Here is a 15,571-nt window from a genome sequence, read left to right on the forward strand (position 1 = left end):
CGGTCCGGCGACATCCTGCCGGACCGTTCCCAGGCGCGACGGGCAGATCTCCGCGCCATTTACCCGCAGCCGGTGCAATGCCGGTTCGCGCAAGAGCGGATTCGCCGCCTTGACGCGCTCTTCGCTCCTCCCCTGGAAGACGCATTTCCACATATCCGCCGCATCCTCTGGCGATTCGTTCGTGTGCACGTCATATCGCCCTCGAAACATGAGTTTTATGAATGTTCGACGGTCGAAATACTCGCTTGCGCGGCATAAGGCCGCAGAGAAGAATCCCGGTCATGCGCCGGCTGCATGTTTCGAATCGCTCTGACCCGCCGCCGGTAATGTGCTTCGCGCACGCGTCACCAGGTAAAACACCATGCGACTCGACCGGAATTTCGTTGGCGGCCAGTTCGTCGAACCCGCAACGGACGAACTCATCTCCGTCTATAACCCCGCTACCGGGGCGCACATTGCCCAGGTATCGGGCGCGTCTCGTGAAGAGGCCGTAGCGGCAGTCGCTGCCGCTGCCGCCGCACAAAAGAGCTGGCGCAAGCTGCCCGCGGCGGAGCGCGCAGCGTATCTGCACAAGCTCGCCGACGCATTGACCGACTGCGCGCCCTCCATCGGCGCGGCGCTCGCGCTGGAGTCCGGCAAGAGCGTGGCCGACGCGACCAACGAAGCCATTTACGCCAGCCAGATCACGCGCTATCACGCCGAGTGGGCGCGCCGTATCGAAGGCGAAGTGATTCCCAGCGACACCCCCGACGAGAACCTCGTGATGCACCGCGAGCCGATCGGCGTCGTCGCATGTCTGATTCCGTTCAACTATCCCGTCTATACGTTCATGCGCAAAATCGCGCCGGCGTTGATCGCGGGTAATACGGTGGTGGTGCGGCCGAGCAACAACACGCCCACCTCCGCATTCGAAATCGCCAAGGCGGTGATTCGCGCGGAATTGCCGCCGGGCGTCGTCAACATTCTTGCGATGAGCCACGCAACGGCGGAAGCCGTCTGCACGCATCCCGCGGTCGGCATGATCACCTTGACGGGCAGCGTCGGCGCGGGCCGCAAGGTGCTCGACTATTGCAAAGAGAACATTGCGAAGCCGTCGCTCGAACTGGGCGGCAAGACGCCTGCCATCATTGAGCCGGACGCCGATCTGGAAAAGGCCGCGCGCGAACTCGTCGGCTCGAAGACGACGCACTGCGGCCAGCTTTGCACGGCAATCGAACGCGTCTATGTCCACGAGAGCGTGCACGACCAGTTCGTCGCGCTGCTGAAAAAGCACATGAGCGCAGTAAAGAGCGGCGACCGCAGCACGGATGCTTCCTCGATGGGGCCGCTCGTCAACGAAGCCTCACGCCAGTCGATTCACGCGATGGTGCAGCGCGCGATAGCCGATGGCGCAACGCTCGAAACGGGCGGCGCGATACCCGAGGGCAAGGGCTTCTTCTATCCGGCTACGCTGCTGACGAACTGCCGCCAGGACATGGAGATCATCCGCGAAGAAACGTTCGGCCCGATCATGCCCGTCGTGCGCTACAGCACGCTCGACGAAGCGCTGCAAATGGCCAACGATCACCAGTTCGGTCTGTCGTCGGTGCTCTACACCGAGAACTACCGTACGACGATGAAAGTCGCGAACAACATCGAAGCGGGCGAACTTTACGTGAACCGCACGCCTGCCGATCCGTATCAGGGCTTCCACGCAGGCTGGAAGCGCTCGGGGCTCGGCGGCGACGACGGCAAGCACGGCATGCTGGAATTCACGCAGACGCGTCTGGTCGTCATGAAGTACTGATCCTGTCGGGGCGCATTCCGCGTGCGAAAGCAACACGGGATGCGCTCTCTTTTTAACCATAAAAAGCACACGCTGCATTCATAACAAAGTAATGGAGACACGACGGCCACGGCGCATGCTGTGCTCCTCGCGCGTCTCCCAGGAGCATTTCAGTGGCAAGCCAACCTCTTCAAGCGGACGCCTCGGCGCGCCGTTCCGCCAGCGCAACCGACCAGTCCGGCAACAAGACACAGCGCTATGTGCAGCTGTTGCTGCTCGTCATCGCAGCCGGCGCGATTTATCCGATTCTCTATCTGCGTCAGGTCTATCAACCGACGATGCTGGATGTTTTCCACATCAGCGAAAGTCAGCTCGGTTATCTGTATTCGATGCTCGGCACGATCTTTCTGCTGAGCTACCTGCCTAGCGGCTGGCTCGCGGACCGCATCGCGCCGCGCCTGCTGATCAGCTTTTCGCTCGTCGCCACGGGGCTGCTCGGGCTGGTGTACTCGACCGCACCGTCGTTCAATCTGCTGCTGGTGATCTTCGGCGGCTGGGGCCTGTCGACGGGGCTCACGTTCTGGGCGGCCGTCATCAAGCGCGTGTCGATGATCGCGGGTGCCGACGAACAGGGCCGCTTCTTCGGCTTTCTCGACGGCGGCCGCGGGCTGATCGAAGCGATGCTCGCGACGATCGCCATCACGCTGTTCGCATGGCTCACGCAGACGAAGGGCGAACTGGCCGCTGTCGGCTTCAAGGTCGTGGTGTATATGTACGCGTTCCTGTGTATTGGCCTCGGCGTGTTGCTCGCCCTCGTGAAAGATCCGTCGTCGAAAGCGGAGCAATCGAGCCGTGCGCAAGCGGCCAAACGCAGCAACGTGATCGCCGATCTGATCACGCTCGCGAAGATTCCCGAACTGTGGCTGGTCGCAGCGATCGTGTTCTGCGGTTATCAGGTGTTCTGGGCGACCTACAGCTTCTCCGCGTATCTGCATGAGGGCGAGATTGGCTTGTCGGTGGTGATGGCGGGCACGATCACGACGCTCAAGCTGTGGATGCGTCCTATCGGCGGCATTGGCGGCGGCTTTCTCGGCGACCGCTTTTCGAAAGTGACCGTGCTGATCATCGCGCTCTTTCTCGCGTCGCTTTCGCTGCTCGGCCTGATCGCCGCGCCGCTAATCAGCAGCCATGTGTTGCTGGTGTTCCTTGTGCTCTTTATCGGCGTGCTGACGTATGCGATTCGCGGTCTCTACTGGTCGCTGCTCGATCGCTGCAATGTGCCCGTTGAAACAATGGGCCTTGCGATTGGGTTGATTTCGGTACTCGGCTATTCACCCGATGTTTTCCTGCCGCTCATCAACGGATATCTGACGCAGAACTATCCGGGCGTGCATGGCTATCAAATGTACTTTGGCTATGTGGCCGCCGTGTCCGCCGTCGGCGGCTGCGCGGGGCTCGTGCTGCGTAATGTGCTTAACAGGAAGGAAGCGTAAATGAAAGTCGTCTCGCTCGAAACGCATATCGTTGCCGTGCCGCCGCCGCACATCGGCGGCATGTACTGGATCTTCGTCAAGCTGAAGACGGATTGCGGCATTGAAGGCGTCGGCGAAATCTATTCCGCCACGTTTCATCCGAATGCGATGGCGCCCATCATCGACGACGTGTTCTCGCGCTATCTGCTGGACAAGGACCCGCATCATGTCGAGCGTCTGTGGCGCGAAGCGTATTCGAGCGGCTTCACGCAGCGTCCCGATCTGACGATGATGGGCGTTGTGAGCGGCCTCGAAATGGCATGCTGGGATATCATCGGCAAGGCGGCGAACAAGCCGGTGTACGAGCTGCTCGGCGGACGCGTGCATGAGCGCCTGCGTTCGTACACGTATCTGTATCCGAAGAACCGTCGTGGCGAATACGACTACGACGATCCCGATCTCGCGGCCGAATGCGCGGCGGAAAACGTCAAGCGCGGCTTTACGGCGGTGAAGTTCGATCCCGCCGGTCCTTATACGGCTTACTCGGGCCATCATCTGTCGCTCGAAGTGATGGACCGCTGCGAAACGTTCTGCCGCAAGGTGCGCGAAGCCGTGGGCAGCAAGGCCGATCTGCTGTTCGGCACGCATGGGCAAATGGTGCCGGCTTCGGCAATCCGTCTTGCGAAGCGCCTCGAAAAATACGACCCGCTCTGGTTCGAAGAACCTGTTCCCCCGGGGCAGCATGACGCCATGGCGGAAGTTGCGCGCCACACCAGCATTCCTATTTCAGCCGGCGAGCGCCTCACCACGAAGTACGAATTCCACAAACTGCTGGAAGCGGGCGGCGCGTCGATCCTGCAACTGAACGTGGCGCGCGTCGGCGGCCTGCTCGAAGCGAAGAAGGTGGCGAGCCTCGCCGAGGTCTATTACGCGCAGATCGCGCCGCACCTCTACAACGGTCCGGTCGGCGCCGCCGCGAGCATTCAGTTGGCAACGTGCACGCCGAACTTCCTGATTCAGGAAAGCATCGGCACGTGGGGCGGTTTCCATGCGGAGGTTCTGAAGACGCCGATCCGCTGGGAAGACGGCTACATCATTCCGTCGACGGAGCCGGGCCTCGGCGTCGAGCTGAACATGGAAGTGGTCAATCAGCACACGCCATACAAGGGCGAGCGCCTGCATCTGCAGATGGCATCGAAACCGGCCGACGTGAAGGATCTCGCGCCCGCCAAGGGTTGAGTGCGCGAGCGGGCCATAACGGACTCCACGTATTCCACGTATTGGACGCCTGCGGGCGAATAGAACATGAATTACGACTACATCATCGTCGGAGCGGGATCTGCGGGCTGTATTCTCGCCAACCGGTTGTCGGCGTCGGGGCAGTACTCGGTCCTGCTGCTCGAGGCGGGGCGCGCCGACGATTCGTTCTGGTTCAAGATTCCAGTTGGTTTCACGAAGACGTACTACAACGAAACGTACAACTGGATGTACTACAGCGAGCCGGAGAAGGAACTCGACAACCGCTCGCTGTATTGCCCGCGTGGCAAGGTGCAGGGCGGCTCCGGCTCGATCAACGCGATGATCTACGTGCGCGGCCAGGCGCAGGATTACGACGACTGGGCGGAGGCGGGCAACAAGGGCTGGTCGTATCGCGACGTGCTGCCGTATTTCCGCAAGCTCGAATCGCATCCGCTGGGCAACACGGAGTATCACGGCGCGAATGGCCCGATCGGCATTTCGCCGATGAAGGATGCCGCGCATCCCATTTGCCACGTGTTCATCAAGGGATGCGAGCAGGCAGGCTACCAGCGCAGTGACGACTTCAACGGCGCGCAATTCGAAGGCGCGGGCATTTACGATGTGAACACGCGCAACGGCCAGCGTTCGTCGAGCAGCTTCGAATACCTGCACCCGGTGCTCAATCGCAAGAACCTGACGGTCGAACGTGAAGTGCTTGTCACGCAGGTGCTGTTCGACGCAAAGCGGCGCGCAACGGGCGTCGTCGTCAAGCAGAACGGCAGTGCGCGCCAGTTCACCGCCAGCCGGGAAGTGATTCTTTCGGCGGGCGCCGTCGATACGCCGAAGCTGCTGCAACTGTCGGGCGTCGGCGATAGCGCGCTGCTGGCAGAACATCGCATTCCCCTTGTGCATCATTTGCCCGCCGTCGGCCAGAACCTGCAGGATCATCTTTGCGTGAGCTTTTACTATCGCTCGAACGTGAAGACGCTGAACGACGAAATGCGCCCGTTGCTGGGCAAGATCAAGCTGGGCCTGCAATACATGCTGACGCGCAAAGGCCCGCTTGCGATGAGCGTAAATCAGGCTGGCGGCTTCTTCAAAAGCAGCGAGAAAGAGGCACTGCCTAATCTGCAACTCTATTTCAATCCGCTGTCGTATCGCATTCCGAAGAGCAACAAGGCGAGTCTCGAACCGGAACCGTATTCGGGGTTTCTGCTGTGCTTCAATCCGTGCCGTCCGAGTAGCCGCGGTTCGATCCAGATCGCGTCCGATCGCGCCGAAGATGCCGCGAAGATTCGCATCAACGCGCTGACGACGCAAAAAGATATCGACGAAGCCATCGAAGGTTGCGAACTGGTGCGCAAGATCATGTCGACGGCGGCGCTCAAGGACATCACGGTCGAAGAGATTTCCCCCGGCCCGCAGGTGCAGGATCGCGATGCGTTCCTGAAGTACTTCCGCGAGCAGTCGGGCTCGATCTATCACCTGTGCGGATCGTGCGCGATGGGACGGGACGACGGCAACTCGGTCGTCGACGAGCGTCTGCGCGTGCATGGCATGTCGGGCTTGCGGATCGTCGATGCGTCGATCTTCCCGAACATCACATCAGGCAATATCAACGCGCCGACGATGATGGTCGCGGAGAAGGGCGCCGAGATGATTCTCGAAGACGCGCGGGCAGCGGCGGGTGCGCAAGCGAAGGAATCAGCGAAGGCGTTTGCTGCGGCGCATTGATCGCCGGTCGATAAACGGTGTTTCGGGCGGCCGCGTGTACGGAGCATTTTCCGGCACGCGGCCGTTCTGCTTTTGATGCGCTCAGTCGTTGTCGGCGAAAACCGCGCGGCCTTGGGTCATGTCGCGCAAGGCTTCGCGCGCGGCCTTGATGGCTGTGACGGGCATGCGGATCGACAGTTGCACGTTCATGTCGTACGCACTCGCTTCGAGCGCGAAGTTTTCCTGTTCGATCCAGCGTCGCACGCGGGCTTCGTCGGGATAGCCGATTTCTACCTCCAACGACGCGAGCGCGATCCGCTCGACACGCGGCGCGTCCTGCAGCGCGGTGGCGATTGCGTCCGTATAGGCGCGCACGAGGCCGCCCGCGCCCAGCTTCACGCCGCCGTAATAGCGCACGACAGCGGCCAGCACACCATCCAGATCGTGATGACGCAGCACTTCGAGTATCGGGCGTCCCGCCGTGCCCGAGGGCTCGCCGTCATCGGACATGCCCGACTGGCCGCCCGCCAGTAACGCCCAGCAGACATGCGTGGCCGTGGGGTGCGCTTCGCGCAGGCGGCGCAGTTCTTCCATCGCGACGTCGCGGTCGGCGACGGGAATCGCGTAGGCGATAAAGCGGCTTTTGCGGATGTCGAGTTCCGCCTGCAGCGCAGAGGGGAGAGTGAAGGTCGGCAAGGCGGCAAGCGTCGGTTGGTTTGGGTGGGGTCAGGTGGTTATCTTAGCGGATATGGCTGCGCGGTCCGGAATGGGTCCGGCGCGCGATGCGACGGGATGGCGTTATTTTGACGCATCCGGAAAGAGTCTCTTGCTCACTTGTGTGATGACGCGGTCGCCGCGCGAGCCGATAATGCAACCCATGGCGGATCTAGCTCTGGCTGGGGCGATGCCGGACTCCTCATCCGGCGCGATCCGTCTCCCCATTCCCGATCCAGTATGGCTGGATCGCTTGCCGCGCGGTCACGACTCCAAGTCAAACGGCGCGAATAAATAAAACCGAAAAAACTCCGACCACTACATAGCCAGAATCTCCCTCACCGCACTGTCGATGAACTTGACATCGACAGCATTGGCTGCAGGACCGCCCGCAAAATGCCCCCACACCGACTCGATGGGCCGCAGACGCGCATCAGGCATCTTCGAAACCTCGTACTCGCTATCTTCGGGCGGGAAATACAGATCCGTGCGCCCGGGCATCACGATCGCCTTTGCAGTGATACTGCCCAACGCCCGATCGAAATCTCCCTCGTAAAGTGAGTTTGCGGAAATATCGCCGTTCTGCCAGCTCCACATCATCGACAGAATATTGTTGGCGTCCTTCTTCAAGAAATCGCCTTCCCAGAACTGAGTAATGAAGTCCTCAAGCGACCCATACCCCATCGCTTCCATGTCGAGGCGTTGACGCAAAAACGCCTGCGAAAATCCCCAGCCGGCGAACACACGGGCAGCAGCGCGCATTCCACGCGTCGGCGGCGCATCGTAGAAGCCGTTCCTGAAATCGGGGTCCAACAGCAATGGTGCCTTAAGTCCTTCGATAAACACAAAGTTGTGCCGCGAGCACCGAGCCGCCCCGCAAAACGGCAGAATGCGCTCGACCATCTCCGGATACATCGCCGCCCAATGGAATGCCTGCATCGCGCCCATTGACCAGCCGGTGACGAGCCTGAGAGACTCGATGCCGAACTTCTCGGTCACAAGGCGAAACTGCATCGCGACGTTGTCGTATAGCGTCACATGCGGAAAGCGGCCACGATCATACGGGGGCGGATAGTTGCTCGGCGAGCTCGATACGCCATTGCCAAACATGTTCGGCACGATGATGAAATACTCCCGCGGATCGAGCCCCATGTGCTCGCCGATCAGCCACTCATTGTCGACATGGCTGCCGCTATAGAAGGTCGGATAGACAATCGCGTTGTCTCGCGCTGCATTTAGCCGGCCATAGGTCTTGTAGCTGAGCCGCATGTCAGGCAGCGTCGCACCGGATTGCAGCGCGACGCGGCCAAGATTGAAAGTTTCGAAGTCGGTCACTTGAGCCTCATATTTAGTTGGCAACGACGTTAAGAAATTTTCGGGTGCGTTCTTCGGTCGGGTTGTCGATGACCTGCTGCGGCGTGCCTTGCTCGATCACTTCGCCGCCGTCCATGAAGACGACGCGGTCAGCGACATCGCGGGCAAAGCGGATTTCGTGCGTGACCACGATCATCGTCATGCCGGCATCGGCAAGCCCGCGCATCACGCCAAGCACTTCGCCGACCAGTTCTGGATCGAGCGCCGAAGTAGGTTCGTCGAAGAGCATCAACTTGGGCTTGATCGCGAGCGCACGTGCAATCGCCACGCGCTGCTGCTGTCCGCCCGATAAGCGGTGCGGCAGAAAATCCGCGTGTCCGGCCAGGCCCACGCTCTTCAACAGCTCGCGCCCGAGCGCTTCCGCCTCCGCGCGCGGCACGTCATAGACCCGGCGCTGCGCTTCAACGATATTGCCCAGCGAACTCAAATGACTAAACAGATTGAAATGCTGGAACACCATGCCCACGCGTGCTTCCGCGCGTGCACGTGCGAGATTGTGCAGCGGCCGCACCGTGCCGCCGCCGCCCGGCACTTCGCGATAGCCCACATACTGCGAATCGACCTTGATCGTTCCCCAGTCAAGCGGTTCGAGATGATTGATGAGCTTGAGCAGCGTGCTTTTTCCGGAGCCGCTCGGGCCGAGTATCACGACCACTTCGCCATGCGCGATTGACAGGTCGACGCCGCGCAAAATCTCGCGTTTGCCATATGATTTCCAGACGTTCTTGCAAACGACAAACGGTTCGTCGCACCGCCGCGGCGTGCGGCTTTCGTCAGGCAGCAGGGTGCTGATCCATGCGTGATCGTTCGTCTCTGGCGCTTTGGCGGCGACGGGCAAAGCAATCGGTGCGTCGAGAGGTTCCACATCACTCGATGCACGCAGTCCGAACCACGAGAACGCGAGCTTTCGGTCGCGCTCGTGATCGAAGATGCGTTCGAGCCACACCTGAAGCAATGAGATGCCGCTCGTCAGGACCAGATAAATCACCGCCGCCGCGCCGAACACGGTAAAGAACTTGAAGTTCTGCCCGACGACCTGTTGCGAGCGAAAGGTGAGCTCGTTGACGAAGATCACCGACGCGATCGACGTCAGCTTCAACATGCCGATGGTGTCGTTGGCGAGCCCGGGGATCACCGCGCGCATCGATTGCGGCAGGATAATACGGCGCAACGTCAGCAACGGTCCCATGCCGAGAGCGGCGGCCGCGGTCGATTGCGAACGGTTCACCGACAGGATCCCGGCACGAAACAGCTCAGCGCTGAACGCCGCTTCGTTCAAGGCGAAGCCGATAACCGCAGTCGTGACTTCATCGAAACGCAAACCGATCAGCGGCAAAGCGTCGAAGATGAATACGAGTTGCAGCAGTTGCGGTGTGCCGCGCACGAACCAGATATAACTCCAGGCCGCTGAGTCCAGGGCCTTGAACCGCGACAGCCGCATCAGCGCAAGACCTAGCCCGAGCATGAGCCCAATCGACATCGCAATCAGCGTGATCTTCACTGCAATCCACGCGCCGCCGAGCAGGAACGGCGAGCCGACGTAACCTGCCAGCTCTTTGAAACCGTCGAGCACCTGAACGCCTTCGAGGCCGGCGGCCATCGCCGGCTGCAATACGAACATGGCCGCCATACCGAGGGCGCCGACGATCTTGTGTTTGATACGCAATGCCTTCATTTCCGGGCCTGATCCATGACGCTGCCGGCACACGCTGTGGTGTGCCGCGCAGGCAGCCTTTATTGAGTAAGTAGCGTGGTCGGCATTTCCAGCGACGGGTCTACGCCGTACTGCAGAAAGGTCTTCTTCTGGGTCTGATTGGCCTGCATGATCTTGAGTCCATCGGATACGGCAGCGATCATATCGGCGTTGCCTTTCTTCACGCCCACGCCGATCTTCATGCCGCTCGTCACCATGAAGCCGCGCATGTAGAGCTGAGGGTTTTGTTTTGCGAGTCCGTCGACGAGCGCGAGGTCATACATCATGACGTCGGCGCGATGGCTTGCAACCAGGCGCGCGCCTGACGCGATATCGGCGGATGTCATGATGGTTACGTCGGGCTTGTTTTCCGCTTTGCATTTGGCGCCTTGCGCTTGTGCCATCGTCAGTTCGACAGTGCCGATGCCTGCTGTGACCGTCAGACCGCAAAGCCTGGAGATGTCATCGATCTTCTTGGGGTTGCCGGCTGCGACCAGACCACCCGTACCGGCCTGCATATAGGTGACAAAGCTGGTCTCCTTTGCGCGCTCAGGTGTGTAGTACAACAAGTCCCACATCACATCGATCTGTCCGGCACGCAGTGCGGGCAGCAACCCAGGCCAGCCAGCCGTAAAGAATTCGGTCTTCACGCCAGCGCAGGCGAACACGGCGCGGGCCATGTCGGCGTCGGCGCCGATGATCTTGTTGAAATCCTTGCCGTCACGAAACGCGTACGGCGGCGATTCTGGGTCGACGCCGATCTTGATCGTCTTGCCTGCTAGCGACGGGTATTTCTGCGCCACCTTGGACGGTTCGCACGATTGCGCCGACGCGGCTTGCGCGAGGAGGAGGCCGGTGACTGCGCATAGCAGCAGCTTGATTGCCTTTGACATGAACATGGCGAATCCTATTCAGGTTGAACGATATAAGTGCGAAAGAAGGAGTACGGCGAAGCAGGGATGAAGTGGTCTAACGGCCGAGAAAATCCATGTGGCTTGCGATCGAGCCCGGCGTAGTGATGCAGGCGAGGCCCTCGTCGCGCGCCCGCGCAATATGTTCGAGTGCCCGCCGCAAGTGACACAAACGATGTGGCTGACCCATCAGGTATGCATGCAACGCAATGCCCATCACCAGCGGCTGACGTGCGGATTGCCGCAGCATTTCGTCGAAGTGATCGATCACCAGATCGGCGAACGACCTGGCATCCATCTGGCGTGCGAGGATCATCGGGATATCGTTGACTTCTTCCGGATACGGAATCGCCCACAGCGGCTGACCGTTGCGTGTGTGCAAGCGCGTGGGCTGATCGTCGTGACACCAGTTGAGCGTGTACTGATAGCCCGCTTCGGCTACCAGATCGCTGGTGACATGACTTTCCGAGAGCCACGGCGACAACCAGCCCGCTGGCTGTTGCGCGCTCTCCGCCGCGATCCGCTCCCGGCATGCCGTGATCAGCGCGCGTTCGTCGTCCTCCGTGAACGTTCCTTGCCGCTCCGAATTCGTATGACCGTGCGCGACCAGTTCATCGCCGCGCTGAGCGAATGCGGCGACCAGCTCCGGGCAGTGATCGTAGAGCGCCGTGTTGATGATGGCGGCCGTCGGCAGCGCCAATTCATCGAAGAGATCGAGACAGCGCCATGCGCCCACACGCAATGCGTACTCTCGCCACGCGTGATTCAGCACATCGGGTTCCGGCATCACCGGACCGATAGTCGGCCCCAGTCCCGCGCCGAATGCAAAGTGCTCGATGTTGAAGCCGATATAGACCGCGAGCCGCGAACCGTCAGGCCAGCGATAAACAGGGCGACCGTTGATCGGCAAATAGGGAAAGCGCCCGTGGCCGGGCAGCACGCGATGTGCGGGAGAATTCATGATCCAAAGAGTCCTGTCGAGCGGCGCATACGCCGGTGGTCACGTCAGAACCCATGGTAGGGATGCCAAAATAGCCGCATCGAGCCTGTTGCGAACAAACTCTTGTCTGCACGCGCATCGAAGATGAGACGCGCTGCATCACGAGTTGAACAGCGCTTTTCGGATGATCGCGTGAACGCCCCAGTTGCCGTCCACTACCTGTGTCACGCCGAAGTCGACCGCTACGGAGATCAGCGAGATCGCCTCATCTTCGGACAGGCCTTTGGTCGTCATCAGGAAGCGCCGTGTTTTGATGAACGCGTCGCGCATCGCGAGGTCGAGGGTCGATTTTTCATACACCGCGCTTTGCGCGTTCGCGCCAAACTCGGCGAGATAGTTTGGATAACTGAAGCCGTGAAGCACCCATTCGTCGGCGGTTTCGACGAGTGGATAGGTGAGGTCTGCAAACGGTTGTCCGCTTAACGTGTCTCTCTTATGAAGCACCAGTTGGAAGTCACCCGTAAGAGAACACTCGATCGCAGTGCCGCACAGTTCCGAGTCTCCTTGCGATGCATGCGGGTCGCCAACGGAGAGCAGCGCGCCGGGTACGCCGATTGGCAGGAAGACGCTCGCGCCGCGCGTTACACGCCAGTTGTCGAGATTGCCGCCGAAAGTGGACGGCGGAATCGAATCTATCAGACCGTCCTGCTGCGGTGCGACGGTGACCACGCCGAAGTGTGGGCGCACCGGGATTTTCACATTCTTCAGGATGTCGTGATTCTCGACGACCGTCGAATGATCGACCGGCACGCCGGGATAGTCGATGGTCGGATGCATCACGCCAAAGGGATCACGCTGAGGCGTCCAGCGGAAGTTGTAGACCGCACGGGCGTAGGCGGTTTCGCCCGCGGTGGCGGCGTCGTCGATTTCATAGATGGTGACGACTTCGCGCGGTTTCGGTTCGGTCAATAACTCGCGATAGTGAAAGCCCCACCACGCAGCGGCATTGCTGCCGAACGCGCGGCCGGCGAATTTCGGATTGGCGCAGCCGCGCGGATGAATATCGACTATGCGCACTTCCAGGACATCACCCGGTTCCGCGCCGCGCACGGCGATCGGCCCTGTGCAGATATGCACGCCGATACCTTCTCCCGCACCGCGTCCATAGATGGACGCGTCCATGGGCCCTGCGCCGCGGCGGTTGACGTTCTTGCGCCCAGCCGTCCAATGGAACACACTTTCGGCGCCAGGATCGCCTTGCACCATGCGCTCCCAGTCGTCCGCCGCGTGTTGCGTGAGGGTTTCGATCGTTACCGTGTCGCCGCTATTCACTTCGAGCACGGGCTTAAGATCGTGACTGAAGTATCCCCAATGTATGGTGTTGGCCGTTGCACGCAACAGATGGTGACGCGGCTTGCCGGACTCGCGCTGTACTTGTGCCGCAGGGGCCTCGGGCTGCCCGGCAGAGTCGGCCTCATCGGCAACTTCGTGAGCGGTAGCCTGCCCGGCAAGTTGTGCATGTACGATCAAACTCCCGGCATTCACCGGCAAGCCGCGCGAGATTCGCCGCACGAGATGGCGTGCTAGTTCGAGACCCGCTTCGTGTCGAAAGGTGCGCGGCGATGCGCCATATTGCTCGCGGAACACCCGGCTGAAATACGCGGGATCGTTGAAACCCCAGCGGAAACAGACATCGGCAATCGAAACCTTTTCATACAGCGGATTCACCAACTCCGCGCGGCAGCGCTCCAGCCTGCGCGAGCGCAAGTAGATCGAGAAATTCTGTCCGACCGCTTCGAACAGCTTCTGCAAATAGCGCGGCGAGACGCGCTCTTCTTTGGCTATGGACGTGAGCCCCAGATCGGGGTTGGCGAGATTGCCCTCGATGGTCCGGCACACTCGCGAGAAGATCGCGGCCTGAGAGGGCGTGAGCCCGCTGAAACTGCCTTCCTTGTCGTGAGCGGCGAGACTGGCCACCAGAAATTCCGCGAGCGCGAGTTCGAGGGGTCGCAACTCGTCGAGCGTCAATGTTTCCACGCTTTCAGCAATCGAGCGCAGAAAGCCGGAGAACACGTGACCGATGCCGGCCTCGCCTGGCAAACGCCCGGCACGTAGCGAGAATGGTGTAAGAAGGCGTGCATTGATGGCGGATCGGGGCACGCGGATGGCGAACGCACGGAAGTCGGATGGGTACGCCAGGTGGGCTTCCTCGCGCGACGACGCATAAATGATATCGCCGGTTGCAATCCGCGCACGCACGCCGTCGGCGACGAGCGTTGCGCCGCCGTCGAGATGCAGCACGATCATGAGACTGTCGGCGCCGTCGACCTTGAACTCGATGGTTTGCGCGAATGCGGCCAGCGCGATCAGCTCAAAGCCGCTCGTCGACCTGCGCGACGTAATGGTTCCATGCAATGGGCGCCCGGCAACAAGAGGCGCGCCGCAGTGCAGCCCGAGCCGGTCGAGCGCCTCGGTCCATGCGCGCAGGCGATCTCTTTCGGCGTACGACTCGGTGGTGAAACGCAGTAAGTCCAACCTGGGCTCCCGGACGCTGACGAACGTCAGCCGAATGATTCAAAGGCAATGTCCGTGCCATTGATAATGACGCCGCTAGCGCTGCGGCGCGCGGTAACGGTGCGTGGATGCACCGTTACCGCGCGCGCACGCACTGCTCACACGCGAGGCTTTTTCTTAGGAGGAAAGACGCTGCGAGGGATCTTGCAGTGAATGCCCTGACGGCCGTCGACGACCTGGGTCACGGAGAAATCCGCGGCGACGCTCATCAGCGAATACGCATCGTCACGCGAGAGGCCTTGCTGCTCGGTGAGCAACAACAACATATCGCGTGAAGCGTTTTTGGTCGCGATGTTGAGATCTTCATCGAAGCCGTGGACGATCCAGAAGTCCGGTGTTTCCAGCAGCGGCGAGGGAAACGCGAAGTCGCGCCGCAGCACGATCTGGAACATTACATTGAGCGATGCCTCGATCGCGGTGCCGCTGATCTCGCCATCGCCTTGCGATACATGCGGATCGCCAATCGAGAACAACCCGCCGTCCACGGCGACCGGGTAATACATGGTCGAACCTGCGCCGATGCGCCAGTTATCGATATTGCCGCCATGCGCACCCGGCGGCACGGTGCTCACACGGCCCGCCACATCGGGCGCGACGCCTGCTGTGCCCAGATGAGGGCGCACGGGCACGCGAATGCCATCAAGCGCGAGCTCGCGGCAGCAGTCGCGAATCTCCGAACGCTTGCCCGGCACCAGATATTTGCCGGGATAGTCATACGCATAGAGCGCGTGAGCCGTGTTTGAAGCCTGATCGAGTTCGTAGATCGTGACGCGCTCTTTCTCGAAATCGGTGAACAGATGGCCCCAGTGCGCCGCGAGATTCGAGCCGTAGTTGAAGCGCGGGGTCATTTGCAGATAGCGCACTTCGAGCAGATCGCCGGGTCTGGCGTCGCGCACGAAGATCGGACCCGTCATCAGATGCACGCCAGGCGCGCGATCGGACTCGGGAATCGTGTCGTAGAGGGCACGCACCTTGTCATCCATCATGAGGTCAGGTGCGTCACCTGCATGATGCGTGATCGCTTCGGCGCGAATAAAGTCGCCGCTATCGACAATCAACGCGGGCGCTAGCGCCGCATCGAAATATCCCCAATGAACATTTTTCTGAATGGCAGGCAAGTCGTAAAGCATGCTTTCTAAAGCTCCGTAAGAGTGTCCAATGGATGCGGCGCGACTG

The 15,571-nt window shown here is 60.8% G+C and carries 11 protein-coding genes; 4 read left to right on the plus strand and 7 right to left on the minus strand.

Features of this window, described 5'->3' with window-relative positions:
* Window positions 1–361 precede the first annotated feature (361 nt).
* The 4 genes from aldA (at window position 362) to KFO72_RS18655 (ending at window position 6,210) form a co-directional block, all read left to right on the plus strand.
* A complete protein-coding gene (gene aldA / locus KFO72_RS18640) occupies window positions 362–1,786 on the plus strand; it encodes an aldehyde dehydrogenase (protein WP_225032729.1) in 1,425 nt (474 codons plus the stop codon).
* Window positions 1,787–1,938: 152 nt separating this feature from the next.
* Entirely contained in the window at window positions 1,939–3,258 is a 1,320-nt protein-coding gene (locus KFO72_RS18645) for an MFS transporter (RefSeq protein ID WP_225032730.1), read from the plus strand.
* The gene (locus KFO72_RS18650) at window positions 3,259–4,476 is read left to right on the plus strand and encodes a mandelate racemase/muconate lactonizing enzyme family protein (RefSeq protein ID WP_060605213.1); all 1,218 of its coding nucleotides are present in this window, start codon (window positions 3,259–3,261) and stop codon (window positions 4,474–4,476) included.
* A 66-nt stretch (window positions 4,477–4,542) separates the two neighbouring features.
* Complete coding sequence (locus KFO72_RS18655; RefSeq protein ID WP_225032731.1) at window positions 4,543–6,210, plus strand: GMC family oxidoreductase; 1,668 nt, start codon at window positions 4,543–4,545, stop codon at window positions 6,208–6,210.
* A gap of 81 nt (window positions 6,211–6,291) precedes the next feature.
* Here the strand turns inward: KFO72_RS18655 and KFO72_RS18660 are convergent, their stop codons facing one another.
* The 7 genes from KFO72_RS18660 to KFO72_RS18695 all read right to left on the minus strand — a co-directional run bounded on the left by KFO72_RS18660 (window position 6,292) and on the right by KFO72_RS18695 (window position 15,525).
* On the minus strand, window positions 6,292–6,885 hold the full coding sequence (locus KFO72_RS18660; protein WP_225032732.1) for an IMPACT family protein: 594 nt from the start codon (window positions 6,883–6,885) through the stop codon (window positions 6,292–6,294).
* A 336-nt stretch (window positions 6,886–7,221) separates the two neighbouring features.
* Window positions 7,222–8,238, minus strand: coding sequence for an alpha/beta fold hydrolase (locus KFO72_RS18665; protein ID WP_225032733.1), 1,017 nt, complete (start codon window positions 8,236–8,238; stop codon window positions 7,222–7,224).
* 13 nt (window positions 8,239–8,251) lie between these two features.
* Window positions 8,252–9,952 (minus strand): amino acid ABC transporter permease/ATP-binding protein, encoded by a 1,701-nt coding sequence (locus KFO72_RS42315; protein ID WP_318248508.1) that lies wholly within the window; start codon window positions 9,950–9,952, stop codon window positions 8,252–8,254.
* A gap of 59 nt (window positions 9,953–10,011) precedes the next feature.
* Window positions 10,012–10,863 (minus strand): ABC transporter substrate-binding protein, encoded by an 852-nt coding sequence (locus KFO72_RS18680; protein ID WP_224100570.1) that lies wholly within the window; start codon window positions 10,861–10,863, stop codon window positions 10,012–10,014.
* Between the two features lie 76 nt (window positions 10,864–10,939).
* Window positions 10,940–11,842 (minus strand): polysaccharide deacetylase family protein, encoded by a 903-nt coding sequence (locus tag KFO72_RS18685; protein WP_225032734.1) that lies wholly within the window; start codon window positions 11,840–11,842, stop codon window positions 10,940–10,942.
* Window positions 11,843–11,980: 138 nt separating this feature from the next.
* Window positions 11,981–14,356 carry an acetamidase/formamidase family protein gene (locus KFO72_RS18690; protein ID WP_062917115.1) on the minus strand — a complete coding sequence of 792 codons (2,376 nt, stop codon included), beginning with the start codon at window positions 14,354–14,356 and terminating at the stop codon, window positions 11,981–11,983.
* A 137-nt stretch (window positions 14,357–14,493) separates the two neighbouring features.
* Window positions 14,494–15,525 carry an acetamidase/formamidase family protein gene (locus KFO72_RS18695; protein WP_062917114.1) on the minus strand — a complete coding sequence of 344 codons (1,032 nt, stop codon included), beginning with the start codon at window positions 15,523–15,525 and terminating at the stop codon, window positions 14,494–14,496.
* Window positions 15,526–15,571: the final 46 nt, after the last annotated feature.

Origin of the sequence: Paraburkholderia sp. XV, from assembly GCF_020177535.1 — a bacterium.
Taxonomy (GTDB): domain Bacteria; phylum Pseudomonadota; class Gammaproteobacteria; order Burkholderiales; family Burkholderiaceae; genus Paraburkholderia; species Paraburkholderia caribensis.

Coding starts and splice junctions, on each gene's coding strand:
- KFO72_RS18695 (WP_062917114.1), bottom strand. CDS start 15,525: ATGCTTTACGACTTGCCTGCCATTCAGAAAAATGTTCATTGGGGATAT.
- KFO72_RS18655 (WP_225032731.1), top strand. CDS start 4,543: ATGAATTACGACTACATCATCGTCGGAGCGGGATCTGCGGGCTGTATT.
- KFO72_RS18650 (WP_060605213.1), top strand. CDS start 3,259: ATGAAAGTCGTCTCGCTCGAAACGCATATCGTTGCCGTGCCGCCGCCG.
- KFO72_RS18680 (WP_224100570.1), bottom strand. CDS start 10,863: ATGTCAAAGGCAATCAAGCTGCTGCTATGCGCAGTCACCGGCCTCCTC.
- KFO72_RS42315 (WP_318248508.1), bottom strand. CDS start 9,952: ATGAAGGCATTGCGTATCAAACACAAGATCGTCGGCGCCCTCGGTATG.
- aldA (WP_225032729.1), top strand. CDS start 362: ATGCGACTCGACCGGAATTTCGTTGGCGGCCAGTTCGTCGAACCCGCA.
- KFO72_RS18685 (WP_225032734.1), bottom strand. CDS start 11,842: ATGAATTCTCCCGCACATCGCGTGCTGCCCGGCCACGGGCGCTTTCCC.